This is a genomic window from Acidovorax sp. (genome assembly GCF_022763525.1).
GTDB lineage: Bacteria > Pseudomonadota > Gammaproteobacteria > Burkholderiales > Burkholderiaceae_C > Acidovorax.
This window is the reverse complement of the sequence record NZ_JALEGG010000272.1, coordinates 1-24,455: the sequence shown is the minus strand read 5'-3', so window position 1 is coordinate 24,455 and position 24,455 is coordinate 1. Positions and strand designations below refer to the sequence as shown.

23 protein-coding genes are annotated in these 24,455 nt (G+C 65.2%); 6 read left to right on the top strand and 17 right to left on the bottom strand.

All coding sequences use genetic code 11. The annotated features are described in order from the left end of the window. From MRY84_RS21005 to MRY84_RS20965, 9 genes are all read right to left on the bottom strand, one after another. A partial coding sequence (locus tag MRY84_RS21005; protein ID WP_291507623.1) for a dihydroxy-acid dehydratase occupies window positions 1-300 on the bottom strand: 300 nt, incomplete at its 3' end. 34 nt (window positions 301-334) lie between these two features. Continuing rightward, window positions 335-1,372 carry a galactofuranose ABC transporter, permease protein YjfF gene (gene yjfF, locus MRY84_RS21000; protein WP_291507622.1) on the bottom strand — a complete coding sequence of 346 codons (1,038 nt, stop codon included), beginning with the start codon at window positions 1,370-1,372 and terminating at the stop codon, window positions 335-337. Then, the gene (locus tag MRY84_RS20995; RefSeq protein WP_291507621.1) at window positions 1,369-2,415 is read right to left on the bottom strand and encodes an ABC transporter permease; all 1,047 of its coding nucleotides are present in this window, start codon (window positions 2,413-2,415) and stop codon (window positions 1,369-1,371) included. The genes yjfF and MRY84_RS20995 overlap by 4 nt, the downstream gene beginning before the upstream one ends. After that, complete coding sequence (locus tag MRY84_RS20990; RefSeq protein ID WP_291507620.1) at window positions 2,408-3,961, bottom strand: sugar ABC transporter ATP-binding protein; 1,554 nt, start codon at window positions 3,959-3,961, stop codon at window positions 2,408-2,410. The genes MRY84_RS20995 and MRY84_RS20990 overlap by 8 nt, the downstream gene beginning before the upstream one ends. Then, the gene (mmsB, locus tag MRY84_RS20985; protein ID WP_291507619.1) at window positions 3,958-5,187 is read right to left on the bottom strand and encodes a multiple monosaccharide ABC transporter permease; all 1,230 of its coding nucleotides are present in this window, start codon (window positions 5,185-5,187) and stop codon (window positions 3,958-3,960) included. Before mmsB ends, MRY84_RS20990 begins: the two co-directional genes overlap by 4 nt. 58 nt (window positions 5,188-5,245) lie before the next feature. Then, window positions 5,246-6,841: a multiple monosaccharide ABC transporter ATP-binding protein gene (gene mmsA, locus MRY84_RS20980; RefSeq protein WP_291507618.1), complete on the bottom strand. Its 1,596-nt coding sequence runs from the start codon at window positions 6,839-6,841 to the stop codon at window positions 5,246-5,248. 116 nt (window positions 6,842-6,957) lie between these two features. Continuing rightward, window positions 6,958-8,028: a multiple monosaccharide ABC transporter substrate-binding protein gene (chvE, locus tag MRY84_RS20975; protein ID WP_291507617.1), complete on the bottom strand. Its 1,071-nt coding sequence runs from the start codon at window positions 8,026-8,028 to the stop codon at window positions 6,958-6,960. A 151-nt stretch (window positions 8,029-8,179) separates the two neighbouring features. Then, window positions 8,180-9,148, bottom strand: a complete 969-nt coding sequence (locus MRY84_RS20970) for an ABC transporter substrate-binding protein (protein ID WP_291507616.1) — start codon at window positions 9,146-9,148, stop codon at window positions 8,180-8,182. Window positions 9,149-9,215: 67 nt separating this feature from the next. Next, the gene (locus MRY84_RS20965; RefSeq protein WP_291507615.1) at window positions 9,216-10,667 is read right to left on the bottom strand and encodes an aldehyde dehydrogenase family protein; all 1,452 of its coding nucleotides are present in this window, start codon (window positions 10,665-10,667) and stop codon (window positions 9,216-9,218) included. Between the two features lie 151 nt (window positions 10,668-10,818). Here MRY84_RS20965 and MRY84_RS20960 point away from each other — a divergent pair, with 151 nt between their 5' ends. Continuing rightward, entirely contained in the window at window positions 10,819-11,781 is a 963-nt protein-coding gene (locus tag MRY84_RS20960) for a LysR substrate-binding domain-containing protein (protein WP_291507614.1), read from the top strand. A gap of 267 nt (window positions 11,782-12,048) precedes the next feature. Here MRY84_RS20960 and MRY84_RS20955 read toward each other — a convergent pair whose 3' ends face one another. Further along, the gene (locus MRY84_RS20955; protein ID WP_291507613.1) at window positions 12,049-12,870 is read right to left on the bottom strand and encodes an SDR family oxidoreductase; all 822 of its coding nucleotides are present in this window, start codon (window positions 12,868-12,870) and stop codon (window positions 12,049-12,051) included. Between the two features lie 121 nt (window positions 12,871-12,991). Here MRY84_RS20955 and MRY84_RS20950 point away from each other — a divergent pair, with 121 nt between their 5' ends. Next, a complete protein-coding gene (locus MRY84_RS20950) occupies window positions 12,992-13,966 on the top strand; it encodes an SMP-30/gluconolactonase/LRE family protein (protein WP_291507612.1) in 975 nt (324 codons plus the stop codon). A gap of 156 nt (window positions 13,967-14,122) precedes the next feature. Then, window positions 14,123-15,094, top strand: a complete 972-nt coding sequence (locus tag MRY84_RS20945) for an aldose 1-epimerase (protein ID WP_291507611.1) — start codon at window positions 14,123-14,125, stop codon at window positions 15,092-15,094. Between the two features lie 33 nt (window positions 15,095-15,127). Here MRY84_RS20945 and MRY84_RS20940 read toward each other — a convergent pair whose 3' ends face one another. The 5 genes from MRY84_RS20940 to MRY84_RS20920 all read right to left on the bottom strand — a co-directional run bounded on the left by MRY84_RS20940 (window position 15,128) and on the right by MRY84_RS20920 (window position 18,449). Beyond that, window positions 15,128-15,508: a hypothetical protein gene (locus tag MRY84_RS20940; protein WP_291507610.1), complete on the bottom strand. Its 381-nt coding sequence runs from the start codon at window positions 15,506-15,508 to the stop codon at window positions 15,128-15,130. Between the two features lie 3 nt (window positions 15,509-15,511). After that, the gene (locus MRY84_RS20935) at window positions 15,512-16,015 is read right to left on the bottom strand and encodes a DUF4142 domain-containing protein (RefSeq protein WP_291507609.1); all 504 of its coding nucleotides are present in this window, start codon (window positions 16,013-16,015) and stop codon (window positions 15,512-15,514) included. 75 nt (window positions 16,016-16,090) lie between these two features. Then, window positions 16,091-17,272: a hypothetical protein gene (locus tag MRY84_RS20930; protein ID WP_291507608.1), complete on the bottom strand. Its 1,182-nt coding sequence runs from the start codon at window positions 17,270-17,272 to the stop codon at window positions 16,091-16,093. Between the two features lie 15 nt (window positions 17,273-17,287). Continuing rightward, window positions 17,288-18,064 (bottom strand): ferritin-like domain-containing protein, encoded by a 777-nt coding sequence (locus MRY84_RS20925; RefSeq protein ID WP_291507607.1) that lies wholly within the window; start codon window positions 18,062-18,064, stop codon window positions 17,288-17,290. A 148-nt stretch (window positions 18,065-18,212) separates the two neighbouring features. Next, window positions 18,213-18,449: a hypothetical protein gene (locus tag MRY84_RS20920; protein WP_291507606.1), complete on the bottom strand. Its 237-nt coding sequence runs from the start codon at window positions 18,447-18,449 to the stop codon at window positions 18,213-18,215. 328 nt (window positions 18,450-18,777) lie between these two features. Between MRY84_RS20920 and MRY84_RS20915 the strand changes: the two genes are divergently transcribed. Together MRY84_RS20915 and MRY84_RS20910 are read left to right on the top strand one after the other, a co-directional pair. After that, a complete protein-coding gene (locus tag MRY84_RS20915; protein WP_291507605.1) occupies window positions 18,778-20,838 on the top strand; it encodes a prolyl oligopeptidase family serine peptidase in 2,061 nt (686 codons plus the stop codon). Continuing rightward, a complete protein-coding gene (locus MRY84_RS20910; protein ID WP_291507604.1) occupies window positions 20,825-21,058 on the top strand; it encodes a hypothetical protein in 234 nt (77 codons plus the stop codon). Before MRY84_RS20915 ends, MRY84_RS20910 begins: the two co-directional genes overlap by 14 nt. A gap of 66 nt (window positions 21,059-21,124) precedes the next feature. Here MRY84_RS20910 and MRY84_RS20905 read toward each other — a convergent pair whose 3' ends face one another. Further along, on the bottom strand, window positions 21,125-21,721 hold the full coding sequence (locus MRY84_RS20905; RefSeq protein ID WP_291507625.1) for a molybdopterin-dependent oxidoreductase: 597 nt from the start codon (window positions 21,719-21,721) through the stop codon (window positions 21,125-21,127). 457 nt (window positions 21,722-22,178) lie between these two features. Between MRY84_RS20905 and MRY84_RS20900 the strand changes: the two genes are divergently transcribed. After that, window positions 22,179-23,375, top strand: a complete 1,197-nt coding sequence (locus tag MRY84_RS20900; protein ID WP_291507603.1) for an MFS transporter — start codon at window positions 22,179-22,181, stop codon at window positions 23,373-23,375. An 18-nt stretch (window positions 23,376-23,393) separates the two neighbouring features. Here the strand turns inward: MRY84_RS20900 and arsB are convergent, their stop codons facing one another. Beyond that, window positions 23,394-24,416 (bottom strand): ACR3 family arsenite efflux transporter, encoded by a 1,023-nt coding sequence (gene arsB, locus MRY84_RS20895; RefSeq protein WP_291507624.1) that lies wholly within the window; start codon window positions 24,414-24,416, stop codon window positions 23,394-23,396. Between the last annotated feature and the right edge of the window lie 39 nt (window positions 24,417-24,455).

The following is a 24,455-nucleotide window of genomic DNA, read 5'->3' as shown; positions in this document are numbered from 1 at the left end:
GTTGCGTGTGAGCATGGCCGTGGGGCGCAGGTTGGATTCGCCGTTGGAGAACACCGGGAACTCCACCGGAAAGCCGCCCGCCTCGTAGATGCCGCGTTTCACATGCTCGGCAATCTTGCGAAAGTGAGCATTGCACGGGGTCAGCTCGGACCAGGTGTTGCAGATGCCGATCACAGGCCGGCCGTCAAACGCGTGGTCGGGGATGCCCTGGTTCTTCATCCAGCTGCGGTACATGAAGCCGTTCTTGTCGGCCGTGCCGAACCATTCGGCGGAGCGGAGTTTGCGCTTGGGGGTGGTCATGGTGGGGTGCGAGAGAAGGAGGAGAAATGAAGGGTCAACGGGCCTTGCCCGAGCGGCGCGAAAGCAGCCGCTGCAGCAGACAGAAAGCGAACAGCAGCACACCGACGACGATGCGTGTCCACCAGGAGCTGAGCGTGCCGTCGAAGGAAATCAGGGTCTGGATGATTCCGAGCATGAGCACGCCAAACAGCGTGCCCGCCACATAGCCCACGCCACCCGTGAGCAGCGTTCCGCCAATCACCACGGCGGCAATCGCGTCCAGCTCCATGCCCACGGCATGCAGGCCGTAGCCCGACAGCATGTAGAACGTGAACACCACGCCCGCCAGCGCCGAGCAAAAACCCGAGAGCGTGTACACGCCAATGAGCGTGCGGCGCACCGGCAGGCCCATGAGCACGGCCGAGTGCTCGCTGCCGCCCACCGCATACACGCTGCGGCCAAACGGCGTGCAATGCGCCACAAACAGCGCCACCAGCAGCACGGCAATGGCGATGAGCGCGCCCAGCGAGAGTGAGGCGCCTTCCCACAGCGGCAGTCGCCACTGGGCCAGCTCGGAGTAGCCTTCGTGTGTGATGCTGATGGAGTCGATGCTGATCAGGTAGCACAGCCCGCGCGCCAGGAACATGCCCGCCAGCGTGACGATGAAGGGCTGCAGCCGAAAGCGCTCGATGAGGAAACCCATGAACGCGCCAAATGCCGTGCCCATCAGCAGCACCAGCGGGATGGCGACCATCGGGTTCCAGCCCCGGTGTTCCACCAGCGCGGCCAGCACCATGGTGGTCAGCGCCACCACCGATCCCACCGAGAGGTCGATACCGCCCGACAGGATCACGAACGTCATGCCCACCGCCACGATGATGAGGAAGGCGTTGTCGATCAGCAGGTTGAGGAACACCTGGGCCGAGAAGAAGCCGGTGTACAGCACCGAGCCCAGCGTGGCCATGGCTACGAACAGCGAGATGGTGGCTGCCAGCGGCAGGTACTTGGGGTTGAACCGCGCGCGCTCGGCGGTGGCCTGTGCGGCAGGGTGGTGCACGGTGCCGAAGCTTGCGGTCTTGGGAACGGCGCTCATTGCAAGGCTCCCGCGCCAGGACGGCGTGCCAGGGCGCCCACTTGCGCCCGGAAATCGGGCGACTGCAGCAGCATCACGATGAACACCACCACGGCCTTCACCACCAGGTTGATCTCGGGCGGCACGCCCAGGGAGTAGATGGCGTAGGTCAGCGTCTGGATGATGAGTGCGCCAATCACGCTGCCCACCAGGCTGAATCGGCCTCCGGTGAGGGCGGTGCCACCCAGCGTGACGGCCAGGATGGCGTCCAGCTCCAGCAGCTGCCCGGCGTTGTTGCCGTCTGCACTCTTCACGTTGGAGCTGATCAGCAGCCCCGCAATGCCCGCGCACACGCCGCAGAACACATAGGCCGCCACGATAAGCCGCCCCGCCTGCACACCCGCCACCCGCGCCGCCGTGGGGTTGATGCCCACTGCTTGGATGAACAGGCCCAGCGCCGTGCGCGTGATGGCGAGGTACAGCACCACGAAGACTGCGGCCACTACGAACACAGAGAACGGCAGCCCTGCCAGGTACCCACCGCCCATAAAGAAGTAGGGCGTGTAATAGATGGTGATGATCTGCCCGTCGGTGATCAGCTGGGCAATGCCCCGGCCCGCCACCATGAGGATCAGCGTGGCGATGATCGGCTGCATGCCCACCTTGGCGACGAGCACGCCGTTCCACAAGCCGCACAGCAGTGCCACGCCGATGGCGCCCAGGATGGCGACCGGCAGTGGAAACCGGCTCTCGGTGCCCGACACCGAGCCGCCGATCAGCCACGCTGCCACGGCCGCTGCAATGGCCACCGTCGCACCCACCGAAATATCGATGCCGCGTGTGGCAATCACAAGCGTCATGCCCAGCGACACCAGCACCAGCGGTGCGGCGCGGTTCAGGATGTCGATGAGGCTGCCGTACAGGTGCCCGTCGCGCCATTCGATGTGCAGAAAGCTGCTGTTGAACACCGTGTTCACGACGAGCAGCAGTGCCAGCGTGATCAGGGGCCAGGCCAGACGGTGTCGCAGCAACGCCGCCAGAAGGGAAGGGGAACGTTCAAGCATGTTCGGCAGCAATCAGGTCGTAAACGGCGTCTTCGCTGCTGCCCGCAGGCAGCTCACCCACCTTGCGGCGGTCGCGGAGTACCACGATGCGGTGCGCTACCCGCACCACCTCGCTCATTTCGGAAGAGATGAACAGCACGGCCATGCCCGCCTGGGCCAGGCGCAGGATCTGGTCCATGATTTCCTGCTTTGCGGCCACGTCGATGCCGCGCGTGGGTTCGTCCAGGATCAGCAGGCGCGGCTCGATGGCCATCCAGCGCGCGAGGATCGCCTTTTGCTGGTTGCCACCCGAGAGCAGGCCGATGGGCTTGTCCACGGTCTCGGTCTTGATGCCCAGCAGCTTCACATAGCGTTCGGCCAGCGCCGTCTGCTCGGCACGCGAAAGAAATTGGCCCACGCCCATGCGGGCCTGCAGCGCCAGCGCAATGTTCTCGCGCACCGACAGTTCCGCCACGATGCCGTCGGTCTTGCGCTCTTCAGGGCACAGGGCCAGGCCATGACGGATCGCATCCATGGGGTTGGCAAACTTCACTACCTGCCCGTCGATGCGCAGCGCGCCCCGGTCGGGCTGCTCCAGGCCGAACAGCAGACGCGCCAGCTCGGTGCGGCCCGAGCCCAGCAGTCCCGCCAAGCCCACCACCTCGCCCGCACGGATCTGCAGGTCCAGTGGCTGCAGTTGCGTGTCGTGCCCCAGGCCCTCGGTTTGCAGCAGCGTGGTCTGGCGGGTGTCGAACACGGGCGACACCGCTGGCTCGGTCGATGCGGCCGCCAGGTCGCGGCCCAGCATGGCGGCGATCAGCGCCTGTGGCCCCAGGTCTTTGGCCAGCCATTCGCCCACCCAGCTGCCGTTGCGCAGTACGGTGATGCGGTCGGACACGGCATACACCTGGTTCAAAAAGTGCGTCACAAAGACGATGGACAGCCCCTCGCTGCGCAGGCGCCGAAGCACCTCAAAGAGCTTTTGCACCTCGTCGTCGTCCAGGCTGGAGGTGGGCTCATCCAGAATCAGCACGCGCGATTCGATGCTGAGTGCGCGCGCAATCGCCACCAGCTGCTGCACGGCCACGGGGTAGTCCGACAGCAGGCGCGTCACGTCGATCTGCAGACCGATGCGCGCCACCAGATCGCGGGCGCGCTGGTGCAGCGTGGCCCAGTCAATGCGAAAGCCCTGCGCAATGCCGCAGCGCGGGTAGCGGCCCGCAAAGATGTTCTCGGCCACCGAGAGGTTGGGGCAGAGGTTGACCTCCTGGTACACCGTGCTGATGCCCAGGCGCTGCGCGGCCAGCGGCGAGTCGGGCCACACGGCTTCCCCTCCCAGCCGCATCTGGCCGCCGCTGGCCTCCAGCACGCCCGTCAGCACCTTGATCAGCGTGGACTTGCCCGCACCGTTCTGCCCCATCAGCGCATGGATCTCGCCAGGGTAGAGGTTGAGCTGCACATCGCGCAGCACGGTGATACCCGCAAACTGCTTGTGGATGCCCGAGAGCTGCAGCACCGGGGCTGCAGCAGGGGCGTGAGCGGTGGATGCGTCCATGGCAGCCGTCATGCCTTGTTCTTGTTGTAAACGTCCACGAGCACGGCGGCCAGCAGCACCACGCCCTTGATGACCTGCTGGTAGTCGATGCCGATGCCTAGGATGGACATGCCGTTGTTCATCACGCCCATCACAAAGGCGCCAATGACCGCGCCCATCACCTTGCCCACGCCGCCTGAGGCCGATGCGCCGCCGATGAAGCAGGCCGCAATCACGTCCAGCTCAAAACCCAGGCCCGCCTTGGGCGTGGCGGTGTTCAGCCGCGCCGCAAACACCAGCCCGGCCAGGGCCGCCAGCACGCCCATGTTGATGAAGGCGTAGAGCGTAAGCCGCTCGGTCTTGATGCCCGAAAGTTTGGCCGCCTTCTCGTTGCCGCCCATGGCGTAGATGCGGCGGCCAATGGTGGTGCGGCTGGTGACAAAGTCGAACAGCACGATCAGCAGCGCCATCACGATGAGCACGTTGGGCAGGCCCTTGTACGAGGCCAGCAGGTAGCTGAAGTACACCAGCAGCCCGCCAAACACCACCGTGCGTGCGATGAACAGGCCTGCAGGTTCTGTCTGCACGCCATGGCGCAGGCGGTTGGCGCGCTGGCGCAGTCCGCCCACGGCCAGAGCCGCAGCCACCGCAGCGCCCAGCAGCAGCGAGGTCAGGCGCAGCCCCTCCACGCTGAACAGGTCGGGGATGAAGCCCGAGCTGAGCATCTGGAATGCCGAGGGGAACGGCCCCACCGACTGACCCGCCAAAAGCGCCAGCGCCAGGCCCTTGAACACCAGCATGCCCGCCAGCGTGACGATGAACGACGGAATGCGCGAGAAGGCCACAAACCCGCCTTGAATGGCGCCGATGAGGCCGCCACACAGCAGGCACACCAGCGTCGCGGGCACAAAGTGCCAGTTGTATTCGACCATCAGCACCGCGGCCAGCGCGCCGATGAAGCCACACACCGAGCCCACCGACAGGTCGATGTGCCCGGCCACGATGACCAGCAGCATGCCCAGCGCCATGATGACGATGTAGCTGTTCTGCAGCACCAGGTTGGTCAGGTTCAAGGGCTGCATCAGCGTGCCCTCGGTCATGTACTGGAAGAAGCCCATGATGGCCACCAGCGTGATCAACATGCCGTATTCGCGCAGGTTGTGCTGCAGGTGCTGCAGCAGTGGCTTGTCGTGCCGCGCCGCTGCTGTCGGGTTTCCGTCGGCCAGCGTGCTGGCGGGGGGATGGGTGGTCTGGCTCATTTCGGTCATCAGTTCAATGCGTTGTGCGGTTCATCCGGCGCTGAAATGGGGCATGCAGCTACGCGCGGCCGCCGTGCAAGGGCCGCCCCGCCGCACGGGCGGCGTCCCCCTTGGGGGGGATGGCGCGAAGCGCCTCAGAGGGGGCACTCACGATGGCTCGCATGATTCGTTCTTGGGATGCTTCGGCCGTGGGCATCTCGGCCACAAAGCGGCCTTCGTTCATCACATAGATGCGGTCCGTGATGCCCAGCAGCTCGGGCATTTCGGAGGAGATCACGATCACGCATTTGCCCTCGGCCGCCAGCTGGGCGATGAGGGTGTAGATCTCGTACTTGGCGCCCACGTCGATGCCGCGCGTGGGCTCGTCGAGGATGAGCACTTCGGGGCTGGTGAACAGCCATTTGCTCAGCACCACCTTTTGCTGGTTGCCGCCCGACAGGTTCAGCGTCTTCTGGTCCACGCCCGAGCAGCGGATGCGCAGCTTTTCGCGGTAATCCTGTGCCACGCGGTGTTCCTGGCCGCTGTCGATCACGCTGGCGAACGACACGCCCGGCAGGTTCGCCAGCGAGGTGTTGAACTGGATGTCCTCGTTCAGCACCAGGCCGTTGCCCTTGCGGTCTTCGGTCACATAGGCCAGGCCGTGGCGCACGGCCTTCTCCACTGTGCTCACATCGATGGACTTTCCATGCAGCCGCACTTCGCCACTGATGCGCTGGCCCCACGAACGACCGAAGATGCTCATGGCCAGCTCGGTGCGGCCTGCGCCCATCAGGCCCGCAATGCCCACAATCTCGCCGCGCCGCACATTCAGGTCGATGCCCTTGAGGTGCTCGCGGTCGCTGCGCTGCGGATGGTGAGCCCGCCAGTCGCGCACCTCGAAGACGACGTCGCCGATCTGTGGCTGGCGCGGTGGGTAGCGGTCGCTCATCTCGCGGCCGACCATGGCCTGGATCACGCGGTCCTCGCTCACCGGGCCTTCGTGGCAATCCAGGGTCTGCACGGTGCTGCCGTCGCGCAGGACAGTGATGGAATCCGCTACGCGTGAAATTTCGTTGAGCTTGTGCGAAATCAAGATGCAGGTGATGCCCTGGGCCTTGAGTTCCAGCAGCAGGTCCAGCAGGGCCTGGCTGTCGTTCTCGTTGAGGCTGGCGGTGGGTTCGTCCAGGATCAGCAGCCGCACCTTGCGCGACAGGGCCTTGGCGATCTCCACCAGCTGCTGCTTGCCCACGCCCAGCTGGCCCACGGGGGTCTCGGGCGACTCGCGCAGGCCCACCTTGGCGAGCAGCGCCTGAGCTCGGCTGTGCGCGGCCATCCAGTCGATGACGCCGTGGCGTGCTGTTTCGTTGCCGAGAAAAATGTTCTCGGCGATGGACAGCAGGGGCACCAGGGCCAGTTCCTGATGAATGATGATGATGCCCAGGTGCTCGCTGTCACGGATGCCGGAGAACTCGCGTGCTTCCCCGTCAAAAATGATGTCGCCGCTGTAGCTGCCATGCGGGTACACGCCCGAAAGCACTTTCATCAGCGTCGATTTGCCCGCCCCGTTTTCACCCACGATGGCGTGGATCTCCCCGGCCTTGACGCGCAGGTTCACCTGGTTCAGCGCCACCACCCCCGGGAAGGTCTTGCGGATGTTCCGCATCTCAAGAAGCATGGTCTTTCAGTCTGTTGCGGCCCGAAGCCCTGGAGGTCCGTGCCGGTTGCAGGCCATCTGCCTCGCCCCGGTGGCATGTCGGCAGATGGCGATTCACGTGGGGAGAATGCGGCGTGCTACTTGACTTGCGACTCTTTGTAGTAGCCGCTGCCCACCAGCACTGCGTTCCAGTTGGAGGCGTCGACCGACACCGGCTTGAGCAGGTACGACGGCACCACCTTCACGCCGTTGTTGTAGGTCTTGGTATCGTTGATTTCAGGCTGCTTGCCCGACAGCACGGCGTCGACCATGTTGGCGGCCACCTTGGCCAGTTCGCGCGTGTCCTTGAACACGGTGGAAGTCTGCTCGCCCTTCAGGATGGACTTGACCGAGGGGATCTCCGCGTCCTGCCCGCTGACCACGGGGCAGGGCTGCTGCGGCGTGCAGTAGCCCACACCCTTCAACGACGACAGGATGCCGATGGACAAGCCGTCGTACGGTGAGAGCACCGCATGGACTTTTTCCTTGCCGTAGTAGGCCGACAGCAGGTTGTCCATGCGCGCCTGGGCCACGGCGCCGTCCCAGCGCAGGGTACCCACCTTGTTCATGCCGGTCTGCTTGCTGCGCACCACCAGCTTGCCGCTGTCGATGTAGGGCTGCAGCACGCTCATGGCACCGTCATAGAAGAAGAAGGCGTTGTTGTCGTCGGGCGAGCCGCCGAAGAGTTCAATGTTGAAGGGGCCTTTGCCTTGCTTCAAGCCCAGCTTGTCCACGATGGAGTTCGCCTGCAGCACGCCCACCTGGAAGTTGTCGAACGTGGCGTAGTAGTCGACGTTCTTCGAGCCCTTGATGAGGCGGTCGTACGCAATGACCTTCACGCCCTTGTCCGCCGCGTTCTGCAGCGCCTTGGACAGCGTGGTGCCGTCGATCGACGCAATCACCAGCACCTTGGCACCCTTGGTGATCATGTTCTCGATCTGCGCAAGCTGGTTGGGAATGTCATCCTCTGCGTACTGCAGGTCGGTCTTGTAGCCGCGCTCCTTGAGCACCTTGACCATGTTGTCGCCATCAGCAATCCAGCGCGACGAGGATTTGGTGGGCATCGAGATGCCGATGGTGCCCTTGTCCTGGGCCGATGCGAGGGATGTGGCGCCGATGGCTGCGAGCGCCACGCTGGTCAGCACGGCTTTGAAAATTGCACGCTTCATTTGGTTTTGTCTCCTGTTGTTGTGAATGTCCACGCCACTGCGGCGTGTCGAGAGCAGTTTCAGAGCCGTTCGGGCTGAGCCTGTCGAAGCCTCGCGTGGCGCTTCGACAGGCTCAGCGTGAACGAGTGGTGGGGGCTAATTGCCTCCGGAATCAATACTTCCGCTTGGGGAATTCTTGTGCCGCCACCTCCATCGGGAAGATGCCTTCCTCGGTCACGATGCGCTTGGGCACGGCCTTGCCTGCCTTGATGTCCTTGACGGCGCTCATCAGCTGCGGGCCCAGCAGGGGGCTGCACTCCACGCTCACGTTGAGCTTGCCGGCGATCATGGCTTCGAAGGCGCCCTTCACCGCGTCGATGGAGATGATGACGATGTCCTTGGCGGGCTTCATGCCGGCTTCTTCAATGGCCTGGATGGCGCCAATCGCCATGTCGTCGTTGTGCGCGTACAGCACGTTGATCTTCTTGCCCTCGGCCTTCAGGAAGGCTTCCATCACTTCCTTGCCCTTGGCGCGGGTGAAGTCGCCCGTCTGGCTGCGGATGATCTTGAACTTGGGGTCGGCTTTGATGACTTCCTCAAAGCCCTTCTTGCGGTCGATGGCGGGGGCGGAGCCCACGGTGCCTTGCAGCTCGACGATGTTGACCTCGCCCTTGTGGTCCTTCATCTTTTCCACTAGCCAGCGGCCGGCCTTGCGGCCTTCTTCCACAAAGTCCGAGCCCATGAAGGTCACGTACAGCGAGGTGTCTTTGGTGTTCACCGCGCGGTCGGTCAGCACCACGGGGATCTTGGCGGCCTTGGCCTCGCGCAGCACGGGCTCCCAGCCGGACTCCACCACGGGCGAGAACGCGATCACATCCACCTTCTGCGCGATGAAGGAGCGGATGGCCTTGATCTGGTTCTCCTGCTTTTGCTGAGCGTCCGAGAACTTCAGTTCAATGCCGGCCTCCTTGGCGGCGGACTTGATCGACTCGGTGTTGGCGGTGCGCCATTCGCTTTCGGCTCCCACCTGGCTGAAGCCCAGCACGATGGGCTTTTGCGCCCAGGCGGCGCCCGGCAGCAGTGCGGCGACGGGCACGGCGGCCAGGGCGGCAGCGACGGTGCGGCGGTTCATCTTCGTCATCTCTTGTCTCCTGTCTTTAATGGTTGGTTGACGATGGTTGAGGGATGGGAAATTCGCGCAAGAGGGGTCAGGCCAGCATGTAGCCGGTCTTGACGGTGGTGTAGAACTCGGCGGCGTAGCTGCCCTGTTCGCGGGCGCCGTAGCTCGATTCCTTGCGGCCGCCAAAGGGCACATGAAAGTCCACACCCGCCGTGGGCAGGTTCACCATGGTCATGCCCACGGCCGCGTGGCGCTTGAAATGCATGGCGCGCTTGAGCGATGTGGTGCAGATGCCCGCGCACAGGCCAAAGGGCGTGTCGTTGGCCAGGGCCAGCGCGTGGTCGTAGTCGTCGGCGCGCAGCACGCAGGCCACGGGACCAAAGATTTCCTCGCGCGCCACGCGGTGTTCGGGTTGGGCCAGGAAGAGTGCAGGGCTCATGTAGTGGCCGGGGGTGGGGCGCTCCATGCGCTCGCCGCCCCAGACATGCTCCGCCCCCTCGCTCTTCGCAATGTCGATGTAGCTCAGGTTCTGCTCTAGCTGGTTGTCGTCCACCACCGGGCCCATTTCGGTGCCGCGCTCCAGTGCGTGGCCTACCTTCAGGTTCACCAGGCGCTGGCGCAGGCGCGCCACAAAGGCATCGTGCACCTCGGCTTCCACGATGAGGCGGCTGGACGCCGTGCAGCGCTGGCCCGTGGAGAAGTACGAGCCTTGCAGGGCGCAGTCCACCGCCTGGTCCAGGTCGGCGTCGGCCAAGACGATGAGCGGGTTCTTTCCACCCATCTCCAGCTGCACCTTGGCGCGGCGCTGGCTGGCGGCGCGCAGGATGCGGTCGCCTGTGGCGACTGATCCGGTAAAGCTCAAGGCGTTGACCAGCGGGTGGTCCACCAGCGTCTGGCCCACCTCGCGGCCGCTGCCCATGATGAGGTTGAAAGCGCCGGCGGGCAGGCCGCTGCGGCTGATGATTTCAGCCAGCGCCCAGCCACAGGCGGGCACCAGCTCGGCGGGCTTGAAGACCACGGTGTTGCCGTAGGCTAGAGCGGGCGCGATCTTCCAGGCCGGAATGGCAAACGGGAAGTTCCACGGCGCGATGATGCCCACCACCCCCACGGGCTCACGGGTCACATCCACCTGCACGCCCTGGCGCACGGAGGCAAGCAGCTCGCCCGGAATGCGCAGTGCCTCGCCGGCAAAGAACTTGAAGATCTGCCCGCTGCGCGCCACCTCGGCCACGCCTTCGGGCAGGGTCTTGCCTTCTTCACGGGCCAGCAGCGCACCCAGCTCGTCCTTGCGTGCCAGCAGCTCGCTGCCGATCATGTCCAGCACATCGGCCCGGCGCTGGGGCGTGCTCTGGCTCCAGGAGGGCAGGGCATCGGCCGCGGCCCGCACGGCCAGTTCGGTCTGGTTGCGGTCGGCGCGCGCGTACTCGGCCACCACTTCGCGGGTGTCTGACGGGTTGGTGCTCACGCCGGTAGTGGTGCCGATCTCCCAGCGACCGTTGATCAGGTGCCGGGGGTTGAGCTGGTGTTCGCCGAACTTCATGGACGGGGCCTTGGGCGGGGTTGGTTGCAAGTGCGGCGAAGTCTATGGAAGGTTTTGATATCAATCCAATCATTTTTTCGACAAAATAGATATCTGTCTTTGCATTCTGGAAAACCCGTCCCGGCCATCCATCCCTCGACGCTTCTCACCCATGAGCACCTACAACCACTGGTTCATCCGCGCCCGCCTCAAAACGCGCCAGCTACTGCTGCTGGTGGCCCTGGCCGAAGAGGGCAACATCCACCGCGCCGCCCAGGTGCTCAGCATGACCCAGCCGGCCGCTTCCAAGCTGCTCAAGGACTTGGAAGACGTGCTGGAGGTGTCGCTGTTCGAGCGCCTGCCGCGCGGCATGCGGCCTACGTGGTATGGCGAGACCATGATCCGCCACGCCCGCATGGCCCTGGCCAACCTGAACCAGGCGCACGACGAGATCGGCGCGCTCAAGCGCGGGCACTACGGCCAGGTGGGCATCGGCGCCATCACCTCACCCGGCCTGAGCCTGCTGCCCGCAGCCGTGGCGCTGGTCAAGCAGGAGCACCCCAGCCTGCGCATCTCGCTGGACATTGAAACCAGCCCGGTGTTGCTGGAGCGGCTGGAGCAGGGCAAGCTCGACATCGTGGTGGGCCGCCTGTACGAGGAGCATGACAAGGAGAACCTGCGCTACGAGTCGCTGACGGAAGAGCTGGTCTGCGCCATCACGCGTCCGGGGCACCCGCTGTCGAGCATGACGGGTCTGACGCTGCGCGACGTGGTGTCGGCCAACTGGATCGTGCCGCCCGCGGGCAGCGTGCTGCGGCACCGGTTTGACCTGATGTTCCAGCAGGACGGGCTGGCGCCGCCGCTGCACACGGTGGAGACATCGGCCCTGCTGTTCATCACGCGCATGCTGCAGCAGAGCGACATGATTGCGGTGGTGGGCGCCGATGTGGCGCATTACTACGCGGCGCACGGGATCGTGACGGTGCTGCCGCTGGAGATGCCGTGCCATATGGATGCCTTCGGGATCATCACGCGATCGGACAGGCTGTTGTCGCCGGCGGCGAAGGTGATGATGAAGGCGTTGAAGCAGGCGAGTCTGGTGCAGTATGGACGGCGGTTGGAGGCGGGGGATTGAGTCTTGAGTGTTTTTGGGCTCTGGCGCTTATTCAGCAAGCGCTGGCAGCTATTGTTTTTGTAGTGTTGAGCACATTTGCTGCGGGGCGTGCCAAAGCGGGCGGCGCCTCATCCGCGCGCCGTCCTCCGCTTCGGCAAGCTCAGCCCGAATGGGTGGAGCGTTGTCCCGCTTGGGCCGTCATCTCCCCAAGGATGCGCCCTCGAATGCTATAAAAATGGTAGCTATCCGCGCTCAGCAATCAGGCGCCGAGGACAGAAATTGCCTTGGTCAAACCCATCCTGCATCCACCTTGAACTCCTGCGCGGTGCACATTGCCCCGTCATCCGCCGCCAGAAACAGCACCATGCGAGCAATGTCGTGCGGCCGCAGCTTGTCGGGCAAGCACTGGTTGCGCGCAATTTCCTGCTCGCCCTCGGCGTTCAGCCAGAACTTGATCTGGCGCTCCGTCATCACCCAGCCGGGCGACACCGTGTTGATGCGGATCCGGTCCTGCCCCAGCGTCTTTGCCAGGCCGCGGGTAAGGCCGTTCACTGACGACTTGGCAATGGCATAGCAGGGATAGCCCGTGCCTTTGCCTTGCCAGCCTGTGGAGCCCAGGTTGATCACCGAGCCCCCGCCCAACTTGCGCATGCCGGGCACCACCGCCTGGATCGCGAAGAAGGCAGGCCGCTCGTTGATGGCCATGCGTTCGTCGTAGTAGTCGGGCGTCACGGATTCGAGCGTGTGCCGGTCGTCGCTGGCCACGTTGTTCACCAGCACCGCAAAGTCGCTGCCCAGCTCGGCTGCAGCGTCGGCCACGCAGGCTTGCAGCGCGCGCACATCGCGCACGTCGCACACGCGCCACCAGGGGCGGGGCAGTCCGTCCTCGGCCAAACGCTCTGCCAGGGCCTCGCTGGCTTCGCGCGCCACGTCCACAAAGGCCACGCGTGCACCTTGTTCGGCAAACGCAGCCACGATGGCCGCGCCGATGCCGCTGCCGCCCCCCGTCACGAAGACTGCGCGGCCTTGCAGGCTGGGAAAACGGGCCAGGCCCTGCGGGGCGCCTGCCGCGTCAGCCGAGGAAGAAGAGGGAGTAAAAAGCTGTGACATATCAATATTGCAATTAATCAATGGCAAAAAAATTCATTTCAAGCATCAATTGACGTTGATAAGATGCCGCTCGTCAAGTGCCTGGCGGCAGGCCGACGCAAAAAAATGACCGGAGACACGCGTGCGCCCCTTGCTTGAAAACCCGCTCCCCCCGCCAGAGAAGGCAGCCGCGCCTGCTGCAGCGGTTTCGTGGGTCGCACCCGCCGCCGCCAGCGACCTGAGGTGCATCGTGGCCCCCGGCAATGCCCTGGGCGAGGGCGTGCTGTGGTCGGTGCGCGAGCAGGCCGTCTACTGGGTGGACATCCTGCAATGCGAACTGCACCGCTGGCATCCAGTGACCCGCACGCACCAGCGCTGGACGTTGGAGGAAGAGATTTCTGCCATCGCAGAACGGGCCCCTGCGGCGGGCTTCATCATCACGCTGCGCCGGGGCTTTGCACAGTGGGACCCCACCGCTGATGCCGCCCCCCGCTACCTTCACCAGCCCGAGCCCGAGCGTGTGGGCAACCGCTTCAATGACGGCAAGTGCGACGCTCAGGGGCGTTTTTGGGGCGGCAGCATGGACTTCGCCTGCGAGGCACCTTCTGGCGCGCTCTACAGCTACACCGCCAGCGGCGAATGCGTGCGCCACGACGACGGTTTCGCCGTGACCAATGGCCCCACCTGGGCACCTACTGCGCAGGGCCCAGCCATGTTCTTCAACGACACCGTGCAGGGTGCCACCTACCGCTACCGCTGGGACCCGGCCACTGGCACCGTGAGTGACAAGACCCTGTGGATGCGCTGGCCCGCCGCTGACGGCGTGCCCGACGGCATGACCACCGATGCCCAGGGCCGCTTGTGGATTGCCCACTGGGGCGGCGGCTGCGTGACCTGCCATGACGCTGACACTGCCGCCGAGCTGGCCCGGATCGCGCTGCCTGTGAGCCAGGTCACCAACTGCGCTTTCGGTGGTGCAGATCTGCGCACGCTCTACATCACGTCGGCGCGCACCGGCCTGTCGCCTGAACAACTGGCGGCCGAGCCGCTGGCGGGCGCACTGTTTGCCGTGGACCTGAATGCGCCAGGTATGCCGGCCCATCTGTTCTGCGGCTGATCGGCGCGGCTCTGGGCCAGTGGGAACGCGACTGAACCACCGCTGGACACGGGCCTCGTCAATGGCGCGGACCTCCTTGGGCCTCCCGTCACAAGAGCCCGAGCGTTGCGGTTCGCGGCCGTCTTCACAATTCCCTCTCTTCAGAAAGCCAACCCCATGACCACCCAGGACCCCGAAACCCAGGACCCCGAAACCCACCACCCCATCGTCTGGCTGCACCATGCCGGTCAGCACCTGGGGCTGGTCCCTACGCTCGGCGGCAGCGTGGGCGCGTGGCAGATCGACGACCCGCAGGACGCGGCGGCCCGTCTCGACCTCTGGCGGCCATGGGACGGCATCACGTGTGACCTGTACAAGCTGGCTTCCTTTGCCATGGTGCCTTGGTCCAACCGCATCAGCGGCGGAGGGTTTGAGCATGCCGGGCAGTTCCACCCCCTGCGTCCCAACCGAGTCGGCGAGCCGTACCCCATCCATGGCGACGGGTGGCTCCAGCCCTGGCAGATCACCCAGCCTGCCAACGACACGCTGCAGATGTCCCTGCGATCGCAGCACTTCGATGGCAACCCGTACGAATACGAGTGCGTGCAAACCTTCCGCCTCGTGGACGGAGGGCTGGACCAGTCGGTGCAATTGCGTCACCTGGGCGAGCAGCCGTTGCCCTATGGCCTGGGGCTGCACCCCTGGTTTCCGCGTTCGGCCACCACGCGCATCACGGCCCCCGTGCAAGCCGTCTGGCTTTGTGGTGACGACCCGCTGCCCACGGAGCTCACCTCGCAATTTCCCCCGGGATGGGACCTGAACGCTGGCATTTCTGCTCATGGGGATTTGATCGATAACGCCTACACGGGCTGGGGCGGCACGGCGCAAATCGAGTGGCCCGAGCGCGGCCTACGGCTGACGGCCCACATGCCTGACTTTGCGAATGAGGGCGGGGCGGCCCGGCATTACTGCCTGATCTACCGGCCTCCGCACGGCACTGCTTTTTGCTTTGAACCCATCACCCAGCCCATCGACGCTTTCCATCAGCCCGGTCAGCCCGGGCTGCGGACTTTGGCACAGGGGGAAGCCACAGCTCTTCGGGTGCAGTGGCGTTATGAGCGTTTGACGGCCACAACCGCCGCCGGGTGACGCGGAACGCGCACGGCTCGACGTGCCGTCTGGTCAGCCACCGGAAGAGGGCGCTTTGGTGTGCTGGGCGACTTCCCTGTCGCGGCCTAGCTGTTCATCCACCAAGGCTTGCTCGGCGGGGTCGACGGGCTCGACCGGCGCGTCACCTGCGGAGCTTTCGGCTGGTGGCAGCTCCGAGCTGGGCCTGGGTGTGCCGGGTGGGGTTACCGTGCCCGTCCCGGACGGGGTGGCACCGCTCTTTGCTCCTTCAGGCCCAGTGACCTGCCCTTGCGCCGCCAGATGCTCCAGAGGGCTGGGAGCGACGTTGGGTCCATCGGGGATGCTGGCTTGGTGCGCCAGCAGTTTTTCAGACTCGCGCACGACGGCCTGGCTGGCGGCCTGGCCGCTGGGTTCCTGCGTTTCCCGCGCAGTCATGGCTTACTGGCCGTAGGCTTTTTTCAAGCCTTCGGCGTGCTCGTGGTGGGCCTTGAGGGTGGGCAAGGTCTTGGCAGCGAAAGCCTTCACCTCGGCATCGTCAGCATCCTTGCTGGCTTTCTCGAAGAGCTGGATATCTTTCTTGTGATCGTCCACACCCACCTCGTCCACAAACTCCTTGTCGAAGTCCTTGGCCTTGGCGATCTTGTCCAGGCGTTTCTTCTTGTCCGCCGGCACAGCCGTAGGCAGAGTCACACCCTTCGCGCTGGCCAGGGCTTTCAACTCGCCGTTGGCGGCAGTGTGGTCTTTGATGAGCATTTCGCCAAAGGCCTTCACGGTGGGACTGCGCCCCTTTTCCTGCACCAAGGTTCCGGCCGCCACTTCATACAGTCCGCCCGCGGCGGCACGGGTCATGAAGTCCTGGTCTTTTTTGCTCACTTGTGCCTGCGCCGCCATGGCGGCGGCCAGGGCGGCAGTGGCGATCAGCAGTTTTGGGAATGTTTTCATGGTTGTCCTTTTGCGTGAGAGAGTTCACGCGGGTTATTCGTGGCCCAGCCACCATCGGCGCCGCGGCCACGGCGGCTACGCTGCTTCTTTGAACGCTTCGGCATCGCGTACGAGTTCGGTCCCCGGAGACCAGGTCCACGTAGCGGATGCATTTCGGGACGGCGAGCCGGAGGCGTTGACCGTTGTGCGGTACGTCAAGGACGACGCACCTTCCTCCGATTCGTCCACGAACGCGGTATCGCGTTTGCGCAGCTGGGTTTCCTTTTCAACCACGTGCCGCACAAAGCCGCGCTGGCTCTGGAATTCGATGAACCTGGGCAGCAGCCCATCGCCGAGTACCTCGGCGGGGTCGCGGCGCTCCAGGTCTTTGAAGAGCTGCAGCGCCACCTGCAGGTGGCCCAGTTCGTAGTCCAGGAAGCGTTCCCAGATTGCCCGGATGCGAGGGTTGGTTTCCTGCGCCGCGCAACCGGCGTAGTTCCATACTTCGCAGGCCTCGCTGATCAGGAGCTTTTCCAGCGGGGTTTCGTGCGGGTTCAGCATCGAGCCATAGTGGGTGATGTGTTGCGACTCCACCGACGCAATCTCCGCATACAGCTGGCGCGCCAGAGGGTCGGCAAACAAGGGGCCGATGTTCATGTAGTAGTCGTGCGTCTGGTACTCCCCACCCGTGAGCGTCAGTGCGTGCAGTTTGGTGCTCAATGCGGCATCAGGGCCGTAAGGCTGCAGCAGGTCGTGCTCGGGCGCGCGGTGGTGCTCCCATGTAGGCCGCGCAGGCACGATGTCGGTGTAGCCCTGCGTGATGTTGTTGGCATCCTTGCCCTCCAGCCGGTCGAGCAGCGCGCTGTAGCGGTAAAGATGGTCGAAGTCTTCGAGCAGCGCGTAGCGGTATCCCTGGGCCAGGTACGGGTCGGGCTCCAGTTGCGCCACCGACGCGGTCACCTCGATGGCTGTCTGTTCGTAGCCAATCGTCGTCTCCAGCGGAGAATGGTCCGCGCCGATCAGCCAATTGATCGTGGTCGCCTGGTGCTGCTCCACCCGCATGAGCTGGGCCAGCTGCACGCGCGCATCGGCGTTCATGCGCAAGGCCACTTGCTTGGTGCGCAGGGAGTCGAGCTCCAGCCCGTTCATCAGAATCGCCCGAACGCGGGTGAACGCATCGTCGTCGAGCTTGCTGATGGGCTTGCCCACCATGTCTTTCCACGCCACGGTCTGGCGGCCGAGAGGCGTGCCTTTGTCTTGAAGCAGGTTGATGGTCATGCAATGTCTCCTGGGTTATGCGGCCACGGTGGTGGCGGTGCTGCCAGCGGTCACCAGCGCAGTGAGCCAGCCCTTGATCGTGGCCAGGTGTTCCTGCTCCTCGGCCATCGCGTTTTCAAACATTTCCACCATGTCGGTTTTGCCCGCTTCCTGGGCCAGCGCAATCAGCAGTTCCCAGCCAGCGTTGTCTGCCAGCTCGGCAATGAGCATGGCGTTGAGGGACTGCGCCAGCGTCGTGCGAGGGTCGGTCACGACTTGCATGATCCCCATGGATGCCGTCGCGGTGGCATCTGCGCAAGGCGTCTGGGCCGTGGGGTCGCCACCCAGCGAGCGCATGACCTCGCTGAGCATCAGGAAGTGGGCCCGCTCTTCAGTGCGGATCCGCTGCAACGTCGCTCCCACGTCCTCTTCCGCGCCGTCCAGTGGGTTGGGCAGTGCAGGTGCGTTGTCGCTCTCGGCCAGGATCTCGTACTTGAGGATGAGCGCGTCGTACAGGCGGGTTCCCGTGCGCTCGAACGCGATCCGTTCACCGATCTTGTCCATCAGCATTTCCGGGCGCTCGCCCATGAGCTTGTTCAAGCCGCTCTTGAGCATGCCCTGGATGGTCACCGGCGGGGGTACCGAGCCGAGGGCATCTGATTCGATGATGTAGACCCCCCGGTCCGCTTCCGCGAGCGTCGTGTCGATAGGGCCGGGAGGTGCCCAGCGCTCGTTGGCATCAAGCATGGCGCGTACGCCTTCTTCTGCGGTGGCGGCGCCGGTGCGGTTTTCACCAGTGGTGGTGGGTTGCATTGGTACATCCTTTCGTGGGGGAGGGTTCACTGTCGAACCGCGTTTTCGCAAGGTCTGTAGGACTGCAGGCTGGGGGCCGGTAGTAATGCCCCGACCCCACCGCGCCGCTGCCGCCATAGGGCTCCCGTGGGGGGGGCGAAGCTGGTTGTCAGCGCTGCTTGTCGTCCACTTCGCCAATGGCGGCCTGGCCGGTCCGGGAGGACGGCTTGTCAAAGGGCCGGTCTGCCTTGGCACCCACTCGGTGGCCCGCGGCATCCACGGTGTCGGCTGGGCCGATCACCGGCTGCTCGCCACCAGGGCGATTGCCGTAGACGTCCACGGCCTGAGGGTCTTCGTCCTTGAGTCCATATTGGTTGTAGTGGGGTGGGGAGTGTTTCTCGGTCATTGCAAGGCTCCATTGATGTCGGTGGTTGAAGTGACAGCCGCGATCTCCGGGGAGGTTTTCGGGAGAAGGGCGTCAACCACCACAGTTGTCGCCGAGGTGTCTGTGCCGCTGTGTGGGCCCAGCCACGGTGGTGGTGTAGGACGGCGCGTGGGTCGGCAGCCGCGTTGCTTGCGCTTGTCCGCAGCTGCGCGAAATCGTGCACGGGGGCTGCCCCGCGTCCTACGCGCGGTGGTGAATCTGCTGCTACGTTGGATGCTCGAAGCTGCCGAGCAGGCGTCGCACATGCATGCGGCCTGCAGCACGCATCCATCCATTCAAGAGCCCATTGATGACCTCCAGACCTGCTCACGCTCCCGGCCAGCCTTGCAAGCCTTTTGAAGTGGACGACCTCTACCGCCACCTCGCCATTACCGAACTGCAGGGCTCTCCCATCGGGGAGCAGGTTGCGGCGGTGGTGCGCTCCGTCGATCGTGAAAACAACGCCTACCAGTTCAAGCTGTGGCGGTTTGCGCTCAATGGCACGGCGCCCGAACAGATGACCTTCGGCCCCGGCAACGACCAATCTCCCTGCTGGTCTCCAGACGGCAGTCAGCTCGCATTCGTGTCGAACCGGAACGGGCCTGGGGAGATCCATGTACTGGAGATGGACACGGGCGAAGCGCGGGCGATAGGCCAGCTGCCGGGCGCACCGTCTGGCTTGCGCTGGACGCCCGATGGTTTGTCCCTGATCGCTGCTGTGGCGACGCCGGTGAACCCGGACCTGCGGGGCGCGCGCAGCAGCAACCCGCCGGCCCCGCGTGCAGCCGATGCGCCCGAGGTGGCGTGGCGACTGCCTTACAAGTCCGATGGCATCGGCTACCTGCTCGCCCGCGAGATCCATCTCTGCAAGGTGGAGGTGGGAAGTGGTGCGGTCACGCAGCTGACGGACGGGGCATTCGACGTACTGGCCCACGACGTTTCCCCGGATGGCCAGCGCATTGCCTACGTGCGCACGCGCGAGGGCCGCTTCGCCCATGAAGCCGAAATCTGGGCTGGCCCGGCCACCGGCACCGGCACCGCCAACCACCAATGCCTGGTCAACACGCATGCGCATGTCATGTGGCCCGTGTGGTCTCCGTCTGGCCGGTACCTGGCGTTCACCGGATCGGTGCTGGCCGGGGATGCCGAGATGCGCCTTTGGCTATTCGATACCACCACCGGCAACGCCCGCCAGCTGGGGGAGGTGGAAGTGGCCATACCGGCCTCGGTGCACTGGATGGGCGATGACGAAGGCATCGTGTTCGTGCTTGCCCACCGCGGTCGCCATCACATTGCCCGGATGACGCTGGATGGGCAATTGCACATGCTGCTCGAACGCGACCAGCAGCTGGGCGCGTTCGGCTGGACAGGACAGCACTTTGCAATGGCCGTGCACCACCCAAGCCAGCCCAGCGAATTGTTCACGTGCAGCACCGACCAGTGCAGAGACACCTGGCGGAAGGTCAGTGACCTGAACCCGTGGTGGAAGGAACGCACGGCCATTCGCGCCGAGGCGATGACATTCGAGGTGCCGGCTGATGCGCAGGGCGCCACCACGCAGATAGAGGGCTGGCTGATGCGCGCTGAAGGAGCGACTGGCTGCGCGCCCCTGCTCAACGACATCCACGGCGGCCCCGCCGCCTATGCGCAGCTGGATTTCGACTCCGCCGTGTACTGGCAGGTGCTGTGTTCGCAAGGCTGGGCCGTGCTCGCGCTCAACGCGGTGGGGTCGGCCAGCTTCGGTCACGAATTCAGCCACCGTCTCGAGGGCCACTGGGGCGCCCGCGACATGCCGCAGCACCTGGCGGCCATCACCGCGCTGCAGGCCCAGGGTGTGTGCGACAAGCGCCTGGCCATCTGCGGAAAATCCTACGGCGGTTACCTCGCTGCGTGGGCCATCGGCCACACCACAGTCTTCAGGGCCGCCGTGGTGATGGCGCCAGTGGGCAACATCGAAACGCACTACGGTACTTCGGACGGCGGCTACTACGCCGACCCCTTCTATATGGCTACGGCTCCGCGTTTCGACCGCGAGAAGGCCCGCAAGCTTTCGCCCCTGCAATACATCGAGAAGGCGACAACGCCCACGTTGTTCATGCAGGGAAAGGACGACGAGCGCTGCCCAAAATGCCAGTCCGAAGAGCTCTTTGTGAGTTTCATGTGCGCCAGCGAGTCACCGGCCGAACTCGTGCTCTATCCGAACGAGGGCCATGGTTTTCTGGGCCAGGGCGCGCCGGCGTGCCGTGCCGATGCGGCGCGGCGGCTCATTGAATGGGTGTCGCGGCACACGCTGGCGGCTGCGCATGCCCATGCAGGAGCCCATGCGCCTGGGCCGCGCCAAAAGGAGACAGCAGCCGATGAAACCGTCTGACCACAACACCAGCGGCACAGCGGAACACCACCCGCGCCCCACCGAACCCGCGGCATTGGCGCCGCCCGCCGTCGGCATGGCGGCCGATCCCTTGCGGGGCCTGGCCAGCGCCAGCGATTCGGCGGCGACCCCAACGACCGACCGTGCAACGCGTGCTTCGCTCTGGAGCCGCATCAAACGAGCGTTTCAATACGGAAGCCAGGGCGGCGAGGACGGTTAGCCGCCGGTTCTGCGCTGCCGCGGGTGCTGACTACACGCAGTCATTCAAAAGCCCCTTCAGGCCCGCTCAGGCCTTCTTCACCTCGATGTGGTACAGGCCCCATGGGCACTGTCCGAAGCGTTCCTTGACCGGCTTGTCCTTGAAGGCGGGCAACTTGTCGGCGTCGTACACGGCCCACTGCGGTCCGAGGCCACCCAGGGCCATGGGCTGGCCATCGACGTGCGTGGCGACGATCATGCGCCAGGCCTGCACGTCGGCCATGCTGACGGTGACGTTGTAGCCATCCACCGCGCGCAGTACCAGCTGTACGGGACTGCCTTCGGCCACTCCGGCGGCGGCCAGTACGGTGGTGAGCAGGGGCCCTTTGAGCGTATGGGGCTTGCTGTCGTATTCCAGCGTGGGCTGGATGGTGACAGCGGGCATGCGCTGCAGGGCAGCGGCGTCCAGCGCATAGGCGTTGGCAAACTGAATGCCGTGCTTGCCCATCATCTGGTCAATGGCGGGATCAAGCGCGCCGCGGTTGGTCTTGGCAATCGCGCCGCTGATCGTCAGCAGCGCAGGGTCCGCAACGGACTTGGCTTTTGGAGCGGCGTGGCTGCTGCCTGCAGCCGTCCAAAGACCGGCCAGGCCCATGCCGGCGGCGACGAAGTGGCGCTTGTTCATGCTCATGTGGTTTTCTCCTCGTTGGTTGGAAATCAGGGGCGCATGGTACGCGCGGGCGACGCGTTTGCCTCCCGGAAAATGGCAACCGCTGGTTCTGGAGCCCGTTCACGATCTCCCAGGGGCCGCGTTGGAGCGCCATCGTGATGGACGTGGATGCTCCGGATGCGTCGCATGGGCTCGTGCCCATGCAAGCAGCCGGGGCGTCAAAGCTCCGAGTTCATCAGCCCGATTTCGCTCCAACCCTTCGGGCAGTGGTCTTTGCGGGCGGTCTGCGGCGTTGCGGCGTTTGCCAATAGCCGAGCTTTTGGCCGCACACCGCGCCTTGCATGCCAACCCGCAACCCGCCGCGACCCCTGGGAGATCGCGAACGGCTCTAGGGCATGTTCAACCTTGCGTCGCCGGGGTGCACGCATGCTGCGCCTGCAGCCTTGGATCGGCCGCATCACAATCGGCGCCCATGACTTCTTCTTCGACGATGCTGCGGCTGCTCGGCCTGGCGGCCTTCTGCAGCATGGCCTCCATGCGCGTGTGTGACCCGATGCTGGTGGCGCTTTCGGTGGAATACCGGATCAGCACGGGTGACGCCTCGGCGGTGATTGCCGCGTTTGCGGTGGCCTATGGCGTATTGCAGCTGGTCTATGGCCCTTTGGGCGACCGCGTGGGTAAGGTCCGCGTGATCATGGGCGCCACGGCGGCCTGTGCGGTGTTCAGCGCTATCACGGCGCTGGCGCCGAGTTTTACGGTGCTGGTGGCGGCTCGTGCGGCCATGGGGGCAGCGGCAGCCGGGATCATTCCGTTGGCGATGGCCTGGGTCGGGGATGAGGTGGCCTACGAGCAGCGGCAGGAGACCCTGGCACGCCTGATGGTGGCCACGGTGACCGGGATGATGGCGGGCCAGTGGTTTGGCGGCTTTGCCACCGAAACGCTGGGCTGGCGTGCGGCGCTGGGTGTGCTGGCCGTGCTGTTCTTCACGGCGGCCACGCTGCTGCTGCGCCATGCGCGTGCCAGTGGGGCGCTGCGCCCTGTGGTTGTGCCGGGCGCACCGGCGTTTTCGCTGCCCAACTACCTGGCGGGCACCCTGGCGCTGCTGCGCATTGCGCGCGTGCGCTGGGTGCTGACGGTGGTGGCGATTGAAGGTGCACTCGCGTTTGGCACGTTGGCTTTTGTGCCTGCGCGCATGGTCGATGGGTTTGGCCTGTCGGCCTCGGCCGCGGGCGGCGTGATGGTGCTGTATGGCGTGGGCGGGCTGATCTACAGCCTATTTGCGCGGCGCTGGCTGGCGGCGCTGGGAGAGCGGGGGCTGGCCGTGCTGGGCGCCAGTTTTGTTGCCATCGGCCTGCTGTCGCTGGCCTGGGCGCCTGCGGTGGGCTGGGCCATGCTGGGCTGCTTCTTGGCGGGCATCGGCTTTTACATGCTGCACAACACGCTGCAGGTGCAGGCCACGCAGATGGTGCCCGAGGCGCGGGGCACGGCGGTCACGTTGTTTGCGTGCCTGCTGTTCCTGGGGCAGTCCACGGGTGTGCTGCTGGTGGCCTTCAGCGTGGACCGGGGCTGGCTGCCTCCCGTGTTCACGGCGGCGGCAGTCGGTATTTTTGCGCTGGGGCTGCTGGTCTCGCGCCGGGTCCAGGCGCGCGGGGCGGTGGCAGGCGCGTGACCACCCCGTCAGTGGTTGTCAGCCCCGCGCCTCGTACCAGCCCTTGCTGCGGTTGACCACGGCCACCACCGCCAGCATCACGGGCACCTCGATCAGCACGCCCACCACCGTGGCCAGTGCCGCGCCGGAGTGAAAGCCGAAGAGGCTGATCGCCGTGGCCACGGCCAGCTCGAAGAAGTTGGACGCGCCGATCAGCGCCGAGGGGCAGGCGATGTTGTGCTTTTCGCCCACGGCGCGGTTCAGGCCATAGGCCAGGGCGGAGTTGAACAGCACTTGGATGAGAATGGGCACGGCCAGCAGGGCGATCACCAGCGGCTGCTGCAGGATGGCCTCGCCCTGGAAGGCGAACAGCAGCACCAGCGTGGCCAGCAGCGCGGCGATGGACCACGGCCCGCTGCGCGCCACGGCGGCGTCAAACGCGGCCTGGCCCTTGCGCAGCAGGCGCTTGCGCAGCCATTGCGCGATCACCACGGGGATCAGGATGTAGAGCACCACCGAGGTGAGCAGCGTGTCCCACGGCACGGTGATGGCGGACAGGCCGAGCAAGAAGGCCACCAGCGGCGCAAACGCCACGATCATGATGCTGTCGTTCAGCGCCACCTGCGAAAGCGTGAACAGCGGGTCGCCGCCGGTGAGGCGGCTCCACACAAACACCATGGCCGTGCAGGGCGCTGCGGCCAGCAGGATGAGCCCGGCGATGTAGCTGTCGATCTGCTCGGCAGGCAGGTACGGCGCAAACCAGTGGCGGATGAACAGCCAGCCCAGCAGCGCCATCGAAAACGGCTTGACCAGCCAGTTGACGAACAACGTCACGCCAATGCCGCGCACATGCTGGCGCACCTCGGCCAGCGCACCAAAGTCCACCTTCAGCAGCATGGGGATGATCATCACCCAGATGAGCAGGCCCACGGGCAGGTTGACGCGCGCCACCTCCAGCGCGCCCACGGCGCGGGCCGCGCCGGGCAGCCACTGGCCCAGCGCAATGCCCACCACGATGCACAGCAGCACCCAGACGGTGAGGTAGCGCTCGAACACCGCCATGCCAGCGGCCGGGGAGGGGGGCAACGCGCTGGCAGCAGC

Bases quoted from the DNA above. Each gene is read 5' to 3' on its own strand.
- yjfF (WP_291507622.1), bottom strand. From the start codon at position 1,372: ATGAGCGCCGTTCCCAAGACCGCAAGCTTCGGCACCGTGCACCACCCT.
- MRY84_RS20995 (WP_291507621.1), bottom strand. From the start codon at position 2,415: ATGCTTGAACGTTCCCCTTCCCTTCTGGCGGCGTTGCTGCGACACCGT.
- MRY84_RS20990 (WP_291507620.1), bottom strand. From the start codon at position 3,961: ATGACGGCTGCCATGGACGCATCCACCGCTCACGCCCCTGCTGCAGCC.
- mmsB (WP_291507619.1), bottom strand. From the start codon at position 5,187: ATGAGCCAGACCACCCATCCCCCCGCCAGCACGCTGGCCGACGGAAAC.
- mmsA (WP_291507618.1), bottom strand. From the start codon at position 6,841: ATGCTTCTTGAGATGCGGAACATCCGCAAGACCTTCCCGGGGGTGGTG.
- chvE (WP_291507617.1), bottom strand. From the start codon at position 8,028: ATGAAGCGTGCAATTTTCAAAGCCGTGCTGACCAGCGTGGCGCTCGCA.
- MRY84_RS20970 (WP_291507616.1), bottom strand. From the start codon at position 9,148: ATGACGAAGATGAACCGCCGCACCGTCGCTGCCGCCCTGGCCGCCGTG.
- MRY84_RS20965 (WP_291507615.1), bottom strand. From the start codon at position 10,667: ATGAAGTTCGGCGAACACCAGCTCAACCCCCGGCACCTGATCAACGGT.
- MRY84_RS20960 (WP_291507614.1), top strand. From the start codon at position 10,819: ATGAGCACCTACAACCACTGGTTCATCCGCGCCCGCCTCAAAACGCGC.
- MRY84_RS20955 (WP_291507613.1), bottom strand. From the start codon at position 12,870: ATGTCACAGCTTTTTACTCCCTCTTCTTCCTCGGCTGACGCGGCAGGC.
- MRY84_RS20945 (WP_291507611.1), top strand. From the start codon at position 14,123: ATGACCACCCAGGACCCCGAAACCCAGGACCCCGAAACCCACCACCCC.
- MRY84_RS20940 (WP_291507610.1), bottom strand. From the start codon at position 15,508: ATGACTGCGCGGGAAACGCAGGAACCCAGCGGCCAGGCCGCCAGCCAG.
- MRY84_RS20935 (WP_291507609.1), bottom strand. From the start codon at position 16,015: ATGAAAACATTCCCAAAACTGCTGATCGCCACTGCCGCCCTGGCCGCC.
- MRY84_RS20930 (WP_291507608.1), bottom strand. From the start codon at position 17,272: ATGACCATCAACCTGCTTCAAGACAAAGGCACGCCTCTCGGCCGCCAG.
- MRY84_RS20925 (WP_291507607.1), bottom strand. From the start codon at position 18,064: ATGCAACCCACCACCACTGGTGAAAACCGCACCGGCGCCGCCACCGCA.
- MRY84_RS20920 (WP_291507606.1), bottom strand. From the start codon at position 18,449: ATGACCGAGAAACACTCCCCACCCCACTACAACCAATATGGACTCAAG.
- MRY84_RS20915 (WP_291507605.1), top strand. From the start codon at position 18,778: ATGACCTCCAGACCTGCTCACGCTCCCGGCCAGCCTTGCAAGCCTTTT.
- MRY84_RS20910 (WP_291507604.1), top strand. From the start codon at position 20,825: ATGAAACCGTCTGACCACAACACCAGCGGCACAGCGGAACACCACCCG.
- MRY84_RS20905 (WP_291507625.1), bottom strand. From the start codon at position 21,721: ATGAACAAGCGCCACTTCGTCGCCGCCGGCATGGGCCTGGCCGGTCTT.
- MRY84_RS20900 (WP_291507603.1), top strand. From the start codon at position 22,179: ATGACTTCTTCTTCGACGATGCTGCGGCTGCTCGGCCTGGCGGCCTTC.
- arsB (WP_291507624.1), bottom strand. From the start codon at position 24,416: ATGGCGGTGTTCGAGCGCTACCTCACCGTCTGGGTGCTGCTGTGCATC.